This window comes from Lysinibacillus sp. CD3-6 (genome assembly GCF_006351725.2).
Lineage (GTDB): Bacteria > Bacillota > Bacilli > Bacillales_A > Planococcaceae > Lysinibacillus.
Genome location: NZ_CP085880.1, coordinates 3,630,555 through 3,650,770 on the forward strand (window position 1 = coordinate 3,630,555; position 20,216 = coordinate 3,650,770).

Consider the following 20,216-nt stretch of genomic DNA (forward strand, 5'->3'; position numbering starts at 1 on the left):
TTCTTATTAAATGGCGTTTTTAAATAAACGAAAAACAATAACGAATTTATTTGTTACGCACGTAATTTTTTTATAATAAATCTGCAAATTTATCTGTAGGCTGGTCTTTTTTCGGGAAAATGTACACTTCACGGTTTTTTACAGCACGCTCAATTAGGTCTTCAAAATCAGAAAAGCTTTCATAATGCTCTACTTTTTCAAGCTTTGGTTTCGTTTTCGGACTAGCAGGCGTGAAGATTGTACAACAATCTTCAAATGGCTGAATTGACGTTTCATATGTGCCGATTTTCTCCGCAATTTCAATAATGTCTAATTTATCACTCGATATAAGAGGACGCAAAATTGGTGTATTCGTAACTGCGTTAATAGCTGTTAAGCTTTCAAGCGTCTGACTTGCTACTTGTCCAAGACTTTCCCCTGTGACAATAGCAAGTGCATTAATTTCTTCACGTACTTTATCTGCAACTTTTAACATCATACGACGCGTTGTAGTCATTGACACATTTGACGGCACTTTTTCTTTAATAAGCACTTGAATTTCTGTAAACGGAATTACATGTAATCGAATACTTGCACCGAATTTTGTTAGCTCATTTGCTAGCACTTTTACTTTTTCCAATGAATTTTGGCTTGTATATGGTGGGCTAAAGAAATGAATTGCTTCTAGACGTACACCACGTTTCATCATTAAATAACCTGCAACAGGACTATCAATTCCACCTGAAAGCATTAATAAAGATTTTCCGTTAGAGCCAACTGGCATTCCACCTGCGCCAGGAATCACTTGCGCCATCATGTAAGTTGAATCGTGGCGAACTTCCACACGTAGCTCTACATCAGGATGTTTCACTTTTACTGATAAGTTTTGATATTGAGGTAAAACATGTCCACCAATTTCACGCTGTATACTGTGAGAATCTAACGGGAATGTTTTATCTGTACGTTTAACTTCAACTTTAAAAGTTAATTGTTCATGTTTAAATGTATCCATAATCGTAATCGCAAGTTGTTTCATGGCATCCATATCTTTGTCACAAGCAGCTACTGGACTAAATGATTGAATCCCAAATATTTTTGGTAATCCTGCTAATAAAACATTCATTTGTGCCTCGTCTTGAATGGCAATAAACATACGATCACGTTCTGTACGAATGTGTAAATGCCCTAAATCTGCAAATGCATAGCGAATATTTTCACGTAAACGACGGATAAAATCCATTTTGTTACGTCCTTTTGTAGAAAGTTCGCCATAACGAATTAATATTTCTTTCCAAATCATAATAAAAGTTCTCCTTTTAGTTCCATCATTACTTTTTTAATAACTTGTATAAATTGTGCGATGTCTTCAGAAGTTACATGTGCGCCAAAGCTAACACGAATAACACCCTTTTTAAAGTGTTCATCAATATTTAATGCTTCTACAACATGACTTGTTTTTGTTTGCTTTGATGAACAAGCACTTGATGTCGATACAATGACACCATATTTTTGTAAGGCATTTATCAGTACCTCACCTTTTAAATCACGAACACTAAATGATAAAATATGAGCCGCACATTCTGGAGTAGATAAAATATGCACAACATCACCAAATTGCTCTAGCTCCGCCCGAATTTCCCGTTGCCAATTACGATATTTCTCTTGGCGTTCATTCATTGTTTCAACTGCAATACGAGCCGCTTTCGACAGCGCTACCGCTTGTGGAACAGCAACTGTACCACTACGCAAGCCAAATTCCTGTCCTCCACCTAATGCATATGGTTGCCATTGCATTTTTTTTTGGAATGCTAAGACACCTGAGCCTTTAAAGCCATGAATTTTATGCCCAGAGATTGTAATACAATCAGGACCTTCCTCACCTTTAAAAGTTAAAGGTAATTTACCGAAGCTTTGTACTGCATCAACATGAAATGCCGCTCGACTTTCTGTATGAACAATTGTAGCAGCTTCAAAAATAGGTTGAATTGCTCCCATTTCATTATTTACATGCATCATACTCACCAAAATAGTATCTTTGCGTATTTTTGCCTTTAGCTCATCTAATGAAATTACGCCTTGTGCATTGACACGTAAATACTCGATTTCAAAGCCTTCTTTTTCTAGCTGTTTGACCGATTCTAACACAGAAGGATGCTCAATTTCCGTAGTTAAAATATGTTTACCCTTATGTGTATTACCTCGTGCTAAACCAATAATTGCTGTGTTATTAGATTCGGTACCACCTGAAGTAAATAGCACATTTTTTGCGTCAGTCTTCAAAATATCTGCTACTTGCTCACGCGCACGCATTAATAATTCATTTGATTCTACACCCATCGCATGAATTGACGCAGGGTTCGCATAATACTGTTCATTCACTGCCATAAATGTTTGCATTACTTCTTTATAAGGCTTTGTTGTAGCACTATTATCAAGATAAATTGTATTAACCTTCATTATTTTTCACACACTTTCAAAACGTTGATTTAACGGTATTTATCATAACGCAATCTGTCGCGATTGACTACTATTATTGTAATTTAGTCATTTACCATCTCTTTTTGATGACCTATTTATTGAATAAACTACCAATAGTAAACTAGAATCTCACGTATTGCTAAAGCTAATGTAACAATAGAAAATAAAATAGCCACCTAATATGTAGGTGGCTGTATTATTGTTTATTCATTTCCATTTTTAAGACTTTGTAAGCGTCTCTTCCGCAACAATTGCCTCAATGCGTTTTAATGCACCTGGCTCCATTTCCTCTACCGCCGTTCCAGCTTCTTCTAAAGCCTTCGCATAACGGTATTGATGGAATGCTTGTTCCGCTTCTTTTAAACGAGCGTTTAATTTTGGGTTCGTTGCACGATGACGATTACCATATTGAATGATACGTTCGATAAGCATAACATTCTCAATCAATTCATGTGCTTTCGCGTGAACATCCTCAACGCAAAGAGTTGCTGCATTTAAGTTATTATGGATTGTTCCCATATTGAGTGGAACTTCTTGAAGACTTTGCATAACAACATAAATATGCTCTGCAGCCTCATCTAAACGAGCATCCATCTCTTCAGGAATACCTGGAATATTCGCCTTATTTAACAGGCGATCTGTTTCTTGAAGCGTCTTTTTCAAGTTTTCCACTTGTGTACGAGCTTTATTTTCATCAATGCGTAGCTTTTTCATTGTATTGGATAAATGTCCTTGCTCTTCGTGAATGCGCTCTAATTCTTCGCTAATTTCGATTAATTCTTCTTGTAGACTTGAATAAGCGGATTTCTCCTCAGCAACTCGTATTGCCAATAAATCATAGCGACGTTGGAGTGCTTCTAATTGTTTTAAAGCAGCCTTTGGAATTTCAGCATCTTTTTCATTTAGATGATAACTTTGCTGAACGAATGTTGCTTCATCACTTACTAATCGAGTTGAGCTTATAACATTTGTAATAGAACCTAACAATCGCTCACAATTCTGGTCTACATAATTTTTAGCAATTACTTCTTTTTCAAGTAAGTCATAAAAATGGTCGATTTCTTCATTTATTTCTGCAACTCGAGGTTTGACAACTGTTATATTCAGCTCCGCAAGTTCTTCTTTTAACTTTGCAAATTCAACTTCCAGTTTGTCCAACGCTTCTGTTAACTCTAAATGATGCAAATAGTACGATTGCTCTTCCATTTCACGTTGACCATTGCGCAATTCTTGAATCGCACCTGGTAACTTTACTTGTAGTTCCGTTAAAATAGTAGGAACGTCATTAATGTATTCGAATGTTTGCTGGGATTCATGATTCAAGTTAATGACAATTTCACGTGCCTGCAAATAATTTCCTTCACTTGTGAGTACATCAAATTCTTCAAATTTTTGAACAAATACTTCTAATTTTTGTTCAAGTGCTGGTAATGCGACACCAAATGAGTGTTGATGCGCAAGCAATGTTTTACGTGCTGAACGATAATATTCTTTTAGCTGTTCAATTTCAATACGGTTTTTTTCTTCGCTGCCAATTAATTCATTAAGTTCTTCTAAGATTTTATTTTTATCTTTTTCACACTTAAGAATATAATCTTCTATTTCACGTTCTATTAACGTTGCTCTTTTAAAACGAAGACGATTGATTTGATCTTCAGCGTCGAATAGAAGCGAATCAATTTTTGTCATATGTACATCGATGACTTCATCCCAACTATTACGCCACCGTTCAAACATTTCCTCTGTTTCACCATTCATGTTTAAAGATTTAACTTTGGAAATTTCCTCATTTATGGGATTGTTTTGTATTTGTAATTTTTCATTTTCAAGTTGAGAAATGATTGTTGTATGTTTTCTTCGCATCATTAATCCTACTATGGCTAATATTAATAGTAGGATAATTGGAATGATGATATACTCCATCGTAAGCCTCCTATTCTACAATAAACGAATTGGCTAGTTGTATTCATTATATACTATGTTTTCGCCTTTTGTACTAAAATTTGAGTGATTTTCAGAAAAGTGTATTCACGACCTACATATTGACAGTTCCGCCTGTGTCATTGAACATAGAGCATAAATATGTATTTATCATTTTACTAGTTAAAGGAGTGTAATATGTATGAAAAGAGACGGCCATATCCATAGCCCCTATTGCCCACATGGGACATCTGATTCATTTACACAATATATTGAAAAAGCTATTGCTGAAAACTTTACGGATATTACATTTACAGAACATGCACCATTGCCCTTCAATTTTAGCGACCCTACACCCGAAAAGGATAGTGGTATGCAACCAGATTTTTTATTGCCGTATTTTGAAGATTTACAGCAACTTCAAAAGCAGTATGCACAAGATATTCGCATTCGGATTGGTTTAGAGATAGACTATATTCAAGGCTTTGAACAAGAAACTCGTAAATTCCTTGATACATATGGGCATTTTTTAGATGACTCTATTCTTTCAGTGCATTTTTTACAGTGGCAAAACACCTATGAATGCATCGATTTTTCTGCTGAGAATTTTATCGCTTTTGCTAAAAAGGTAGGTTCCATTGAACAAGTCTATCATTTATATTATGATACTGTCCTACAATCGATAGAAGCAGATTTAGGTCAATTTAAACCGAAGCGTATCGGACATCCAACACTAGTTCATAAGTTTCAACTAGCCCATAATATGAAAATTGATGATACTGTCCGCATTCAGGAAATATTAACTACTATGCAGCAAAAGGGATATGAGTTAGATTTAAATAGTGCTGGTTTAAGTAAAACACATTGCCAAGAACCTTATCCACCATTTGCCTTTATTAATTATAGTAAAACGATTGGATTGCCTGTCGTTTTCGGTTCAGATGCACATACTGCTGCTGATTTACATCAGCATTATAAAACTCTATTTCCAATTATATAACATTTAAACGGGGTGCTATTATGTTTACACAAATTAATTATGAAGGATCCATCGTCGATCAATATAAGACATTAACAAAGCAATTAGATGCATTACTTTCTGGTGAGACAGATCGTATTGCTAATTTAAGCAACGCCTCTGCATTGCTTAATCAATTCCTCCCTGACATTAACTGGGTTGGCTTTTACATATTACAAGAACAAGAGCTAGTTTTAGGTCCATTCCAAGGCTTACCTGCCTGCGTAAGAATTCCAGTTGGACGTGGCGTTTGCGGATCCGCTGTTTCAAAAAAAGAAACGCTTGTTGTAGATGATGTACACGCATTTCCTGGACATATTGCATGTGATGCTGCATCCCAATCTGAAATTGTTATTCCACTCATTCAGCAAGAAAAGGTGATTGGCGTGCTTGATATAGATAGCCCGATTAAAAATCGCTTTTCCGCTGAAGATCAAGTTGGCTTAGAACATTTTGTCAAAACTTTGTTGCTTCATATTTAAAAAACGGCTACAAGTTGCCACTAAAAAATGCCCTGAAATGGATTATAAATATATCATTTCGGGGCAATTTATTGTATAACATAGTTTATGCATTTGTTTGTAAAGTTCGATCATGGATACAAAATCTATTTTTCCCATTGTTTTTCGCTTCATATAAAGCTGTGTCCGCATGTAGGAAAACAGCTTGAAAGGCTGGTTTATAGAGTTGATCCCATGTAATAAGACCTGCTGAAATGGTTACTTGAGGATCTGTTGCATTCGGTATTACTTCTACAATTGTTGAAGCAAGTTCGATTGCTTTTTGCTCATCAACATTTGGTACATACACCGACATTTCCTCTCCACCCCAACGAGCACAAATACCACTGGCACCTATTGTTTCCTCTAGTTGCACTGCAATTTGCACAAGAATTTTATCCCCTATTTGATGACCATAGGTATCATTAATGCGTTTAAAATTATCAATATCAATCAATAAAAACATTCCTGATTGATCTGTTTTTAATGATTTTTCTACAAATTGGTCTAAATAACTGCGTGCATATAATTTAGTTAAATGATCTCGATCCACCATTTCTTGTAGCTGATTTCGTAAAATAGAGTTTGCAATCGCTAATGAAGAATGATGGATTAAAGATTGCATTAGCTTAAAGCTATCAAATGAAAAGAAATACGGCTCTTTGTGTAAGACGATACTAAAGCCATTTATTTTTTCCTCCATTAATATAGGAATCGCCATTATTGAGCGATATTCTATTTGATTTGGGGTTAACCTGCTAAAATCGGCTATAAAAAGTGGATCATTTGTATGCTCAAAATGTTGTTCAACATGATTTATATAAGTCTTGCCTTCGTCTGATTTAAATAAGGATGTACTAGCATCTTTCACTACATAAGTAGCATTATCTTTAAAAGCGAAACAAACTTCCATTGGTTGGAAAGACTTCATTAATTGTTTTTGTAGGAAAAGTAACATTTCATTAATATCAATTCGCATATTTAATCGATGCGATGTTTCATTGATAAGTTGTAAGTCACTTACGAGGCGATGCGATTGATGATATAACTTGGCATTTTCTAGTGCATTGCCAGATGCTTGTGCGAGCATGCGCACAAAATCTTTTTCAGTTGCTGAGAAAAGGTATGTGGTTGGTGCACTAACTTGTAAAATCCCATAAATGGCTTGTCTCCCTTTTATAGGAGCGTTTAATAATCGACAATTCAAATCTCCAGCTAGTTCGGTTGTTAACTCACCTGATACAAAAGCTTCAATTGTAGCAGGTCTTTCTGATAAGTAATCAAAAAGCTTGATATCAATTGTTGTATGTCGATCTTGATCGTTGGATAATATAAGCTCCACATTAAATTCAGGGAAATTATCTCTAATATTTTTTAATACATTCTCTAAAATTAAATCAATATCCATTGTTGAATGAAATAAGTCCGTCATATTATAAAGTTTTCTATATTGATCTTCATTCAATTTTACTTCTAAGTTTTCAATCAAAGTTTGTAAAACTTTCGTAAGTATTTCTACACATTCTTCACCATAATCCGAAGTCATAAAGTCCGTCCAAGTATCGGTGGCTTCTACAAGCAACACACCAATAGGATCTTTGCCCTCCGCCTGGAAAAGCACCATATCTGTCATCATATTATAGGCTGTTTTTTCTTTTAATATATAAGGAAGCTTCACCACTTTTTGTTGGTAAAAGCTGGCTTCTATCATTAGCCATGACACAGCATTTAGTTTTGTTTCAATTGTTAAATTAGCTAATTCTTCCACAGGTATTAAACTATTACCTTCAAAGCTAAGAAATGCCGCATTTTCAATTTTCAAGTGCTTCTTTAGACACTGTTTAAATGAATAAAAATACTCATTAAAACTAATTAGTCCTCCATTCGAACTCACCCAAATGCTCAAAACATCAGATTTTATATATTTCAGCGTTTGTAAATGGTCTGTCATGAAATCACCTTTTCTATATAACGTACAAATCAATTACTATTAACTTATAATGTATTATACATAATTTGTGTCATTTTGACTATTTAATTCTGCCTTACTTTTACATTTTACATTTAATACCGTATCAATAACCATTTCGTAGTAGTGGAAAATGTCTTTCAAGGAAATTCCTACTATAGACCTTTTTAAAAATAGCAATACTAATAATTGACGTCTACGCTTTAAGCAGTTACAATGAAGGTTGTGTAAAATAAACGCAGCAGTGGTATAAGCTTATTACTGTATTTTATTCCTCTCTTTTACTGAGTATTACTTCTCAAAGTGTCTCAGCTACAAATAGATGGTGTATTATGTAACCTAATGGCTGCATAGGCGAAAATACATGAAAATAAAATGCGTATAAGAATGGGTACTACTGGTTTTTGTTTTACAACAAAAAAACCAAATTTAAAGGAGGAGACAACAATATGTCTCGTTATACAGGTCCATCTTGGAAATTATCACGTCGTCTTGGTATCTCACTAAGCGGTACTGGTAAAGAAATCGAAAAACGCCCTTACGCACCAGGTCAACACGGCCCGAACCAACGTAAAAAATTATCAGAATACGGTTTACAACTTCAAGAAAAACAAAAACTTCGTCATATGTATGGTATGACTGAACGTCAATTCCGTACTCTATTTGACCGCGCTGGTAAAATGAAAGGTGTTCACGGTGAAAACTTCATGATCCTTCTTGAAACTCGCCTTGACAACTTAGTTTACCGTTTAGGTTTAGCTCGCACTCGTCGTGGTTCTCGTCAATTAGTAAACCACGGTCATATCTTAGTAGATGGCAAACGCGTTGATATTCCATCATTCAGCGTTAAACCAGGTCAAACGATTTCTCTTCGTGAAAAATCTCAAAACCTTGCTGTAGTAACAGAAGCTATCGAAGTAAACAACTTCGTACCTGACTACTTAACTTTTGATGCAGACAAAAAAGAAGGTACATTCACTCGCCTTCCAGAACGTTCTGAACTATCTGCTGAAATCAACGAAGCATTCATCGTAGAGTACTACTCTCGTTAATTTTTTAACGTTAGATTGTTTTCGTTTCTTAAACCCCGCAACCTTGTTTATTCAAGTGTTTGCGGGGTTTTTGTGTTAATCCACAATTTCACAATAATTCGCCTACTTTTCAAACCAACTTCTCCTAGGTAAATTAACCTAGCCAACTGACTATTTTTAACATTAATTATCTCTCCTTATGAAAGAAAGTCACTCATTATTTTCAAATGAGTGACTTTCAGTGTCAGGCACTCAAACAATTTTGAGTGCCGCTTACGCTTATCTATGCTAACTGTAAAACAGGCTGACTTAAAAGGTTATGATATACATGTAAATCTTGCTCATATAATTTATGATATGTCGCTAGGCTATGTTGCTTTATATAGTCAAAGTCCTTTTGATCTATTAAATGAAGTGTATTATTAAGTTTGCATGCATTTTCCCATGCAGTTTCCTCGAATTGAATATTCATTTGGTGCTCTTCAATTATCATAGATAAAAGGCGCTCATTACGATAAATTTCCGTTTTGGCATGCTGTTTTTTCATTTTGAAAATTTCAATCGTTCTAGGAAGTGATGCTTGTAGTGCCTCACGGTCTACAGCATGGCCTAATTCATGTAACGTAATTGTTTTTACATATACCTCAAGTGGAAGTGGTAACATTAGCTCATTTTTTGCTTCTACTAATCTTTTTGCATCAAATCCTATATAATCCCCAATAAAGTTATAACTCATATTAATACCAGAATGATCTTGTTTTATTGCTACCGTTAGCCCTACAGTTTGCATAACGGAATGAATTACATCATTTAGTTCTTTTTCTTTATTCAACGTTGTCATTATCTCTTTCCTCATTTCCTCTGAAAACAAGCTAATGAAAATTTATTAGAAGCGGATTAAATATATACTAAAATTAGGAGAAATACAACAGATTTATCCTGTTTATTTAGAGGAAATGAGATTTTTTCCATCAAAAAAGGCGTCTGTAGTTAAAAACTACAAACGCCTCTTTGCTTGTTTAAGGCTTTACATAATATTTAATTAGTTGTTGTTATTATTATTTTTGTTACGTTGATTTTGGTTTCCATTGGAGATGTTACTACGCTGGTTGCTGCTTGCTTCTCCACCTTTACGACCTATTTCTTCATAAAAATCGTCGTCGTGGTTTTCAGCGGTAGCTTCTCCGCCCTTACGTCCAATTTCTTGATAAAATTCTTGGCCATGATTTTTAGACGTAGCTTCGCCACCTTTACGTCCAATTTCTTCATAAAAATCATGATCATGATTTTTGGAGGTAGCTTCTCCGCCTTTACGACCCGCTTCTTCTACAGTCATGTTTTCATTGTTGTTTCTGTTGCGATTGTTCTGCTTGTTAGCCATTATAATTCCTCCTAAATAATTTTTTTAAGCTATTGACTAGCTCACTATTTATATTCCCAGTCTCTACATGGCTAAACATTATTTTTAAAAAAGTCTATTATTTTCTTTAAACTTATAAAAATAGCTGCTAGTTTTCTTTATCGAATTCAAAAGTATTTAAATGTAAAAAGGTAATGTTTCGATAGAGCATCACGTTCTATAAACAGTTTTTATATTCCCTTTTTATATATTTTGTAATGACCCTTTTTTTGCATACATCCGTCCGACTAATTTTTCATTTTTATGCCCAATAGCCTTCCAATCAAAAATAAAGCACATTAGTCTTGGGAGTGAACTTTGCATTCAAAGCCTTCAACTTCCCTTCTTCTATTTATTAGGGGGAATTGTCAGACAAATTCACAAAAAATATAATTTAATTAATTGTAAATTTTTCTGTACATTAAAATAGCAATTTTTCACTTTCCAAACAACATAAACACTATCATTATATTAACAACCGTATATCATTTATTTACTATTCAATCCTACTCGTAAATAGAACTAATTTCCAAAAAATATATTTTACTTTTATACGATAATATTTATTAAAACGTATTCAAATCAACCATCCTACTCCTAATAAACTTCCACAATATCATGTTATCAGTTACTTTTTTGTGAAATAATAACAGCAATAAAATTAAAAATTTTAATAAAAATTCGTCTTGAACTTTCAAAAAAAATAGAATAATATGGATTTCGAAAGGTGGTTCACCATCATTCAAGCAATAATAATTTTTTTAAAGGGGTTGGAAATATGTCAGACGTTCTAAAGCAATTTGTAATGCCAAAAACAAACTTATTTGGACCTGGAGCAATTCAAGAAGTTGGTAAACGCTTAAATGATTTAGAAGTGAAGAAGACATTAATCGTAACAGATGAGGGCTTACACAAACTAGGTCTCTCAGAGCAAATTGCTAACATCATAACAGCAGCTGGAATTGATGTTGCAATTTTCCCTAAAGCAGAACCAAATCCAACAGATCAAAACGTTGAAGATGGAATCGCTGTCTATCATGCAGAAAACTGTGATTCAATCGTATCTCTTGGAGGCGGTAGTGCACATGATGCAGCAAAAGGTATCGGACTTATTGCTTCGAATGGTGGACGCATTCATGACTATGAAGGCGTGGACAAATCAGAAAACCCACTGGTACCATTAATCGCTATTAATACAACAGCGGGTACGGCGAGTGAAATGACACGTTTTACAATCATCACAGATACTGAACGTAAAGTTAAAATGGCAATCGTTGACAAGCACGTTACACCGCTAGTTTCGATTAATGATCCAGAGTTAATGATTGGTTTACCTCCAGCTCTAACAGCTGCCACTGGTTTAGATGCATTAACACATGCCATCGAATCATTTGTATCGACAGACGCAACTCCTATTACTGATGCATGCGGAGAAAAAGTACTTCAGCTAGTACCTGAGTTTTTACCACGTGCATACGCAAATGGTGCTGATTTAGAAGCACGTGAGCAAATGGTCTATGCACAATTTTTAGCTGGTATGGCGTTTAATAATGCTTCACTTGGTTATGTACACGCTATCGCTCACCAACTAGGTGGCTTCTATAACTTACCACATGGCGTATGTAATGCGATTTTACTGCCACACGTTTGCCGCTTCAACTTAACTGCGCGCACTGAGCGTTTTGCTCGTATCGCTGAATTGTTAGGAGAAAATATTGAAGGCATCAGTAAACGTGACGCTGCAGAAAAAGCAATTACTGCCATAGAAAAACTGTCTAAAGACTTGAATATTCCTAGTGGCTTCCGTGAATTAGGCGCGAAGGATGAGGATATCGAAATTTTAGCAAAAAATGCTATGCAAGACGTTTGTGCTGCAACAAATCCTCGTAAAGCTACATTAGAGGACATTAAACAAATCATTACAGCAGCAATGGGACCTGTAGTAAAAACAGCATCTCTTGAAGCTGTTGCACTTTCTTAAAATTATCTTAACAATGGCGTGTCTCAATGAGGCACGTCTTTTTTTGAGCAAAAAGCAATCGCTTATTGTATGTGCGTCTAGTGAAAGCTATACTTTTCTTAAAAAGATATGGGGGGACACATATGCGTTTAATTTCAATTTGCCCTAGCAATACAGAGCTTGTTGCCTATTTAGGGTTAACCGATCAACTTGTAGGTGTTGATGATTTTTCAGATTGGCCATTGGCTGTGCATGAATTGCCAAAGCTTGGACCAGACTTATCCATTGATATGGATGCACTAGAGACATTAAAGCCAGACTTAGTCCTTGCATCGTTAAGTGTACCTGGTATGGAAAAAAACATAGAGGCATTACAGGAGAGAAACATTCCCCACATCGTCTTTAATGCCAACTCGTTAAATGAAATTGCGCAGGACCTTATAACACTGGGTATTGCTTGTGGAGTAGAGGAGCATGCCAAAAAGATTTCTGAGGAATATTTACACTTTATCGCACAGCTTCAAACGATTGCCCAAACAATTCAAGAAAAACCGACACTCTATTGGGAATGGTGGCCAAATCCTATTTTTACGCCTGGAAAGGTCAATTGGTTAACTGAAATTAGCGTTCTTGCAGGTGGCCAAAATCTTTTCCACGATATTGAGTTAGCAAATGTCCAAACAGACTGGGAAGAAATTATAAGTCGTAATCCAGATTATATTTTAATGGCATGGGTTGGTGTTGCCTATGAGCGCATTAAACCAGCTCATTTATTGAAACGTCCACAGGCCAACGAACTTCAGGCTGTTCAAAAACAACATGTTCATGTAATGGAAGAATGGTTGTACTGTCGCCCTTCCCCTCGACTTGTGGAGGGCGCCCTAAAACTCGCGCAGCTTCTACACCCTCAAAGCTATCAGCAAATAGCACTGCCATCCTTTTTAGAATTCTAAAAACAAAAACATCCCCTCGAAGTAACGAGGGGATGTTGAATTGTGTGAGAATTGTGTGAGTGTCAGGCACCCAATCTATCCAAATTTCACCATATGGTATTTTTTCTTACCGCGACGCACAATGCTAAATGCATCTTCTAAGCGATCTTTTTCATCTACAATATATTCTAAATCCGTGATTTTTTCACCATTCACGCTAATTGCACCATTTGTTACATCTTCACGAGCTTGACGTTTAGATGATGAAATTCCTGCTTCCACAAGTAAATCCACGATATTTTTCTCTTCTTTCGCCATTTCAATAGAAGGAACATCTTTAAACGCATCCTTCATTTCCTCAGCCGACAAAGCTTTTAAATCGCCAGAGAAAAGTGCAGCAGTAATGCGAATAGCCTGATCTAAAGCTTCCTGACCATGGATTAAGCGTGTCATTTCCTCTGCTAAAGCTTTTTGCGCCTTACGTAAATGTGGCTCTTCTTCTACAGATGCAGCTAATGCGTTAATTTCTTCTTGTGATAAGAATGTAAAGATTTTTAAATATTTTACAACGTCCGCATCAGCAGCATTAATCCAAAATTGGTAGAACTCGTATGGAGATGTTTTCTTACTATCTAACCATACTGCACCACCAGCAGTTTTACCAAATTTCGTCCCATCTGCTTTTGTTACTAATGGAATTGTAATACCAAATGCTTTTGTTTCTTCTTCATGTGTTTTACGAATTACTTCTAACCCAGTTGTTATATTGCCCCATTGGTCTGAGCCGCCCACTTGAATGCGACAGTTGTAGTTGTTGTATAAATGATTGTAATCAATACCTTGAATTAATGTGTAAGCAAATTCTGTAAATGAAATACCTGTATCAAGACGTGAAGCAATCGTATCCTTTGCTAACATGTAATTAACATTAATTAATTTCCCGTAATCACGTAAAAATTCAATTGTACTAATATTTCCAATCCAGTCACGGTTGTTAACAAGTTGCGCTCCATTTCCATCCTCTGCAAATTCAAAAATGCGCTCTAATTGGCCTCGAATAGCTTGCACGTTTTTGTCAATTTGCTCCACTGTTTGAAGTTGACGTTCTTCAGAGCGACCAGATGGGTCCCCAATCATTCCTGTGGCACCACCTACAAGTAAAATTGGACGGTGGCCTGCTTTTTGGAAGCGACGAAGCGTTAATAACGGCACGATATGACCGATGTGCATAGAGTCAGCAGTTGGATCTACACCACAGTATAGTGAAACAGACTGTTCAGCTAAAAGTTTTTCCATGCCTTCAGCGTCAGTTTGTTGGTACAGCAAACCACGCCATTCTAAATCTTGTAATAATTCGTTTGTCATTGTTTCTTCCTCCTAAATTGTTTTTCTTTAGCGTGTAGAAACAAAAAAGTCCCTACACGCAAAAATTTTGCATGCAGGGACGTTAATAACTAACGCGGTACCACCCGGCTTGAAGATGTCATCCATCTTCCTCTCATTCAACCGCCTTTATCGCAGGCGCGCACGTCTAAGCTCCAAGTACGTAATTCGTCTCTACATTATGACCAGCTTTCACCAACCGCTGGCTCTCTAAACAGGGAATATAGACACTACTGCAAACTCTTCATCACTAGAAAACTATAAGCATTATTCTATACGATTCTCTTTCAATGTCAATAACTATGTTCGAGGCAATTCATTATATGCTATAATAAACAAGATTTTAGGAGGTCGATACCTTGAAAGATTGGATTGAGAAAATCAATGCAAAGATCGATGAATTACTCGAACAAAAATGGATGAAGACATTACGTATTTCAGGCAGTGTAGTCTGGAACTTATTTTTACTATTTTTAGTCTTTGCATTGGTAGGCACAGTATTTGTTGGTTCTGTTGGCGCCGGCTATTTTGCCTCACTTGTAAAAGAAGAGCCTTTACGCTCTAAAGATGAATTACGAGACCTTATTTTCAACTATGAGGAAACAAGTGAAATTTATTTTGCCAACAATATTTATATTGGGAAATTGCGTACGGATTTAGAACGTCGTGAAACATCTCTTAGCGCTGTTGCACCTGACTTAATTAATGCAGTGCTTGCAACAGAGGATGAATATTTCCGCGAGCATAATGGGATCGTTCCTAAAGCCGTAATTCGAGGGCTACTACAGGACGTAACGAACTCTGCTACGCAAACAGGTGGCTCTACATTAACACAACAACTTATTAAAAACCAAGTGTTAACAAATGAAGTTTCCTATGAGCGTAAAGCAAAAGAACTATTACTAGCAATGCGTTTAGAACACTTTATGACAAAGGAAGAAATTTTAGAGGCCTATTTAAATATTATTCCTTACGGTCGAAATGCAACTGGACGCAATATCGCAGGTATTGAAACTGCAGCTGAAGGTATATTTAATGTGAAGGCAAAGGATTTAACACTTCCTCAAGCCGCTTACATAGCTGGTATTCCACAAGCACCTTATACTTACACACCATTTACGAATACAGGTGTGCTAAAAAGTGAAGAAGCTTTAAAACTAGGCATCGATCGAATGAAAACGGTACTCTATCGTATGAGAGAAGCAGGCTACATCAATGAGAAACAATACAAAGAAGCCCTCGCTTACGACATTACAAAAGACTTCCGTTCGCCAGAAGCACGTCCAGAAGATCGTTATCCTTGGTTAACGTTTGAACTGGAAGACCGCGCGAAGCAAATTATTGCTGAAAAGTTAGCGCAAGAAGATGGCATCGATCCAGAACGCTTAAAAACAGAAAGTAAATTAGAAGAAAAATATTCAATCTTAGCTGACCGCGATATTCGTTCAAAAGGCTATCGTATTTATTCCACTATTAATAAGGATATGTACGATGCCATGCAAAAAGCGGCAGATAACTTTAAATATTACGGACAAACGTATACAGGTAAAGGCAAAGATCCTGTAACAGGTGAGGAAATAGATGTGCAAATGCCTGTACAGGTGGGTAGTATTTTAATCGAAAATAGCACAGGACGAATTTTAAGTTTCCTAGGTGGTCGTGATTTTAAAACGAGTCAAGTAAACCACGCAACTCGCTCTACCCGTTCAAATGGTTCAACAATGAAACCTTTACTTGTTTATGCACCTGCGATTGAATACGGCGTGATTGGTGCAGGGAGTCCCTTAGTTGACGTTAAGTTCGCTATTGGCGATTGGAGTCCTAAGAACTTTTCGGCGAACGATGAACGCGGTCTTATTCCTGCGCGTGAAGCGTTAGCTGACTCTCTAAATATATCAACCCTACGCCTATATTATGACATTTTAAATAGACGTCCCGCTGAGTTTTTAGCAAAAATGGGCTTCTCGGATTTACAACCTGAAGATTATACAAACCTTTCAACAGGTATTGGGGCTTTAGAAATAGGTACAACTGTTGAAGAAAATACAAATGCTTATGCTACTTTTGCGAATGGTGGTCAGTTTGTTGATGCCTATATGATTGAAAAAATAGAAGACCAAGATGGTAATCTTATTTATCAACATGAAGCAGAACCTGTACAAGTATTTAGTCCTGAAACATCTTATATCGTGACAGATATGTTGCGAGATGTACTATCAAAAGGCACAGGAACGGTTGCAAAAAATACACTAAAATTCAATTCTGATTTTGCAGCGAAAACAGGTACTTCGCAAAACACGAATGACGTTTGGTTAGTTGGTTATAATCCAAATATTTCCCTTGGTGTCTGGATGGGCTACGATAAACAACGCTCACTTGATGCTTTTAATAATACGTACTTGCAACCAAGTGCCCGCATTAACAAACTATGGGGTACATTAATGAACTCAGTCTATGATGTAGACCCACAACAAATTGATGCCTCAACAAACTTTAAGGCACCAAAAAATGTAGTGACTGCTTCATTCTGTGGTATTTCTGGCCTTGCACCTTCTGCGGCTTGTGCAAGTGCAGGACTTGTACGTTCAGACTTATTTAATGCGAAAGTATTTTTACCGTCACAACCTGATGATAGCTTAGCTTCATCGAGTGTCGTAACAATTCAAGGTAAAACGTATAATGCACATCCAAATACACCAGCAGAATTTGTAAAAGCTAGTGGTGCTGGTATAAACCAAGCCTTTATAAAACGAATGTTAGGTAGACTGGGAGGTAACCCAGCAAGTCTACTACCTAAAAATTCATCTTTATCAAATTCAGCAGTATCAGCGGTCGATTTCCCAGCAGATGGAAGTGCGCCTGCAGCTGTAAATGCTTCCATTAATGGCAACACACTATCTTGGAGTGGCTCGTCTAACGACGTAGTAGGCTATCGAATTTATAATGTTACCAATGGTGGTAACACCCTTGTTTCTTCGGTGCTAGAAGCTACGCAAAGTATGACAGTTGCTAGTGGGCAAGCATATGTAGTTGTTGCTGTTGATATTACAGGTTTAACTTCACCACAATCAAATGTTGTTTCAACAGGTGGCAATGAAACAAAACCAGATGAAGAGGACGATGAAGAAAAACCAACAACACCTACTGTACCTATACCACCTGCAAATGGGAATAACGGCAATGGCTCTGGCTCTGGCAATAATGGAAACGGGTCAAATGGCGGTAATGGCTCTGGCAATGGTAATGGTAATGGTGGCAATGGCTCTGGTAATAACGGAAACGGGTCAAACAATGGCAGCGGGTCTGGCAACAATGGAAACGGGTCTAATAATGGCAGTGGTTCCGAAAATAACGGAAACGGGTCTAATGGCGGCAATGGTTCGAGCGGCGGAAATAATGGAGGTACGACACCTCCAACAGATCCACCAACCGAATAATAAAAGGCTTACTACAATGAAATTTCAATTGTAGTAAGCCTATTTTTTTGTCATTATTAAGAGGACAACTATGCAAAGGGGTAGGTAAAATGAAAATTTTAGTTTTAGGTGGCACGCGCTTTTTCGGTAAAAAATTAGTGGAGCTTTGCCTTCAAAATAAACATGACGTAACAATTTTAACTCGCGGCCAAAGTGGTAATCCATTTGGAGAACAAGTTCAACAGATAACTGTTGATCGCAACGATGTTCAAGCATTAACAAAAGCATTAGCTAATACGACATGGGATATCGTCTACGATAATATTTGCTATTCACCGAACGAAGCACATGAAATGGCTCAGCTACTACAAAACAAGACGAAAAAGCTTGTCTTCACCTCTACATTAGCTACTTATGAAGCAGATGGAAAGATGAAAACCGAGGCTGATTTTAACCCATATAAATACGAGATTCGTATGGGCGATATTAATGATTTCTCATACGGCGAAGGTAAACGTCAAGCAGAGGCAGTCCTTTTTAAAGAAGCGACATTCCCTGTTGTCGCTGTGCGTTTCCCAATTGTTCTTGGAGAGCACGACTATACACGCCGCTTACATTTCCATGTAGAACACATTTTAAAGGCACAACCTATCTCTTTGCCGAATGTTGATGCAAAAATGAGTTTTATTTCAGATGATGAAGCAGCAGCATTTCTATATTTTGCTGGTGTTTCACCGATTGAAGGTCCTTACAATGCCACAACATCAGGCACTATTTCATTGAAAGCATTACTCGAATTAATTGAGAAGGAAACTGGAAAACTTGCAAAAGTTTCACTTGTTGGCGGCGATGAAAATTCTCAATCACCTTATGGAATTCCAAATCATTGGTATATGTCGAATACAAAGGCAGAAGCAGCAGGGTTCACATTTAGCCAACTAAACGAATGGCTTCCTAGCCTTGTAAATAAGTTGGTAAAACAACTGCAATAGTGACTTACACATACAAAGGCACGAGCACATTAAAATTGAATGTGGCTCGTGCCTTTTTTTACAGCCTATATCTATTATAGTAAAATGGTTTTTAAAATGGCTACTGCTTCATCAATCTCTGTTTTAGACACAGTAAGCGGTGGTAAAAGTCGAATAACATTTGGTCCTGCTCCTACAAGAAGTAAACCTTTGTCCTCCGCTGCTGAAATAAAAGGTGCTACCTCTGTATCGCCACAGCCAATCCCAAGTAATAAACCTTGACCTTGTACTGTATAGCTTGGCGGTAAATTGGCTTGTAGTTGCTTGACAAAATAGGCTGATAATTCTTGTACATTTTCTAAAAAGCTTGACTCAAAAACGTTTTCAAGGACCGTTTCAGCAACACGCATTGCTAAAGGATTGCCTCCAAACGTTGTACCATGTGTCCCTGGGCTAAACGTTTCATACAATTCAGCTGTCCCTAACATTGCGCCTACTGGGAAACCTCCCCCTAAGCCTTTTGCTAACGTTATGATATTCGGCTTCAAAACCGTTTGTTCAAATGCATATCGGGTTCCTGTTCTAGCGATTCCTGTTTGCACCTCATCAACAATCAATAAAATGCCTTTATCCTCACAAATTTTTGCAATTGCTGCAGCAAATTCAGGCGATACGCTATTCACACCGCCCTCACCTTGAATCATTTCCAGCATAATGGCTGCAACTGAATCGTCTATCGTTGCTTCAAGGGCCTTGACGTCATTGAATGGCAGTATTGTAAATTTATCAACAAGTGGTCCAAACCCATTATGTACCTTGCCTTGACCAGTTGCTGACATAGCCCCAAATGTACGGCCATGAAATGATTTTTCAAATGTAATAATATGATGTTTTCCTGTATGCTTACGAGCCAGCTTAATTGCCGCTTCATTCGCTTCCGCACCGCTATTACAGAAAAACGCATACGTAAAATGTGTATCTGTAACTAATTTTTGAGCTACCTTCTCTTGCCCAGGTATATCAAATAAATTTGACATATGCCAAAGTGTTTCGCTCTGTTCCTGTATAGCCTTTACGATAGCAGGGTGAGCATGCCCAAGACTAACAACGGCAATACCACTTGTGAAGTCCAAATACTTTTTGCCATCACTATCTTGCACAACAGTTCCTTGCCCTTTAACAATCTGTGCACGACGTTTGCCATAGTTTCCAAATAAAGCGCTCATCTTATCAGCTCCTGAACTTCATTTTTAATGGACA

The 20,216-nt window shown here is 36.9% G+C and carries 15 protein-coding genes and 1 other annotated feature; of the genes, 7 read left to right on the forward strand and 8 right to left on the reverse strand.

Annotation, left to right across the window (positions count from 1 at the left end; all coding sequences use genetic code 11):
- Positions 1-70: 70 nt before the first annotated feature.
- The 3 genes from thiI to ezrA form a co-directional block, all read right to left on the reverse strand.
- On the reverse strand, positions 71-1,279 hold the full coding sequence (gene thiI, locus FH508_RS18065) for a tRNA uracil 4-sulfurtransferase ThiI (RefSeq protein WP_173477552.1): 1,209 nt from the start codon (positions 1,277-1,279) through the stop codon (positions 71-73).
- Positions 1,276-2,436, reverse strand: a complete 1,161-nt coding sequence (locus FH508_RS18070) for a cysteine desulfurase family protein (protein WP_173477553.1) — start codon at positions 2,434-2,436, stop codon at positions 1,276-1,278. Before FH508_RS18070 ends, thiI begins: the two co-directional genes overlap by 4 nt.
- Positions 2,437-2,676: 240 nt before the next feature.
- Positions 2,677-4,380 carry a septation ring formation regulator EzrA gene (ezrA, locus tag FH508_RS18075; protein WP_139860403.1) on the reverse strand — a complete coding sequence of 568 codons (1,704 nt, stop codon included), beginning with the start codon at positions 4,378-4,380 and terminating at the stop codon, positions 2,677-2,679.
- A gap of 199 nt (positions 4,381-4,579) precedes the next feature.
- On the opposite strand from ezrA, the gene hisJ reads away from it, so the two are divergent.
- On the forward strand, positions 4,580-5,377 hold the full coding sequence (hisJ, locus tag FH508_RS18080) for a histidinol-phosphatase HisJ (RefSeq protein ID WP_173477554.1): 798 nt from the start codon (positions 4,580-4,582) through the stop codon (positions 5,375-5,377).
- A 20-nt stretch (positions 5,378-5,397) separates the two neighbouring features.
- Positions 5,398-5,877, forward strand: coding sequence for a GAF domain-containing protein (locus tag FH508_RS18085; protein ID WP_173477555.1), 480 nt, complete (start codon positions 5,398-5,400; stop codon positions 5,875-5,877).
- An 85-nt stretch (positions 5,878-5,962) separates the two neighbouring features.
- Here the strand turns inward: FH508_RS18085 and FH508_RS18090 are convergent, their stop codons facing one another.
- Positions 5,963-7,846: a sensor domain-containing diguanylate cyclase gene (locus FH508_RS18090; RefSeq protein WP_173477556.1), complete on the reverse strand. Its 1,884-nt coding sequence runs from the start codon at positions 7,844-7,846 to the stop codon at positions 5,963-5,965.
- A 467-nt stretch (positions 7,847-8,313) separates the two neighbouring features.
- On the opposite strand from FH508_RS18090, the gene rpsD reads away from it, so the two are divergent.
- Positions 8,314-8,916: a 30S ribosomal protein S4 gene (rpsD, locus tag FH508_RS18095; protein WP_173477557.1), complete on the forward strand. Its 603-nt coding sequence runs from the start codon at positions 8,314-8,316 to the stop codon at positions 8,914-8,916.
- A 262-nt stretch (positions 8,917-9,178) separates the two neighbouring features.
- Here the strand turns inward: rpsD and FH508_RS18100 are convergent, their stop codons facing one another.
- Positions 9,179-9,736, reverse strand: a complete 558-nt coding sequence (locus tag FH508_RS18100; RefSeq protein ID WP_173477558.1) for an integrase — start codon at positions 9,734-9,736, stop codon at positions 9,179-9,181.
- Positions 9,737-9,937: 201 nt separating this feature from the next.
- A complete protein-coding gene (locus FH508_RS18105) occupies positions 9,938-10,231 on the reverse strand; it encodes a KGG domain-containing protein (protein ID WP_370635739.1) in 294 nt (97 codons plus the stop codon).
- Between the two features lie 841 nt (positions 10,232-11,072).
- On the opposite strand from FH508_RS18105, the gene FH508_RS18110 reads away from it, so the two are divergent.
- Together FH508_RS18110 and FH508_RS18115 are read left to right on the forward strand one after the other, a co-directional pair.
- Positions 11,073-12,275: an iron-containing alcohol dehydrogenase gene (locus FH508_RS18110; RefSeq protein ID WP_173477560.1), complete on the forward strand. Its 1,203-nt coding sequence runs from the start codon at positions 11,073-11,075 to the stop codon at positions 12,273-12,275.
- A gap of 122 nt (positions 12,276-12,397) precedes the next feature.
- Complete coding sequence (locus FH508_RS18115; RefSeq protein WP_173477561.1) at positions 12,398-13,207, forward strand: cobalamin-binding protein; 810 nt, start codon at positions 12,398-12,400, stop codon at positions 13,205-13,207.
- 75 nt (positions 13,208-13,282) lie between these two features.
- Here the strand turns inward: FH508_RS18115 and tyrS are convergent, their stop codons facing one another.
- The gene (tyrS, locus tag FH508_RS18120) at positions 13,283-14,551 is read right to left on the reverse strand and encodes a tyrosine--tRNA ligase (protein WP_173477562.1); all 1,269 of its coding nucleotides are present in this window, start codon (positions 14,549-14,551) and stop codon (positions 13,283-13,285) included.
- Positions 14,552-14,623: 72 nt separating this feature from the next.
- Positions 14,624-14,826: a binding site (T-box leader), on the reverse strand.
- A gap of 102 nt (positions 14,827-14,928) precedes the next feature.
- On the opposite strand from tyrS, the gene FH508_RS18125 reads away from it, so the two are divergent.
- A complete protein-coding gene (locus FH508_RS18125) occupies positions 14,929-18,006 on the forward strand; it encodes a transglycosylase domain-containing protein (protein WP_173477563.1) in 3,078 nt (1,025 codons plus the stop codon).
- Positions 18,007-18,095: 89 nt separating this feature from the next.
- Entirely contained in the window at positions 18,096-18,977 is an 882-nt protein-coding gene (locus FH508_RS18130) for an NAD-dependent epimerase/dehydratase family protein (protein ID WP_139860469.1), read from the forward strand.
- A 74-nt stretch (positions 18,978-19,051) separates the two neighbouring features.
- Here FH508_RS18130 and FH508_RS18135 read toward each other — a convergent pair whose 3' ends face one another.
- On the reverse strand, positions 19,052-20,182 hold the full coding sequence (locus FH508_RS18135) for an acetylornithine transaminase (RefSeq protein ID WP_139860467.1): 1,131 nt from the start codon (positions 20,180-20,182) through the stop codon (positions 19,052-19,054).
- Positions 20,183-20,216: the final 34 nt, after the last annotated feature.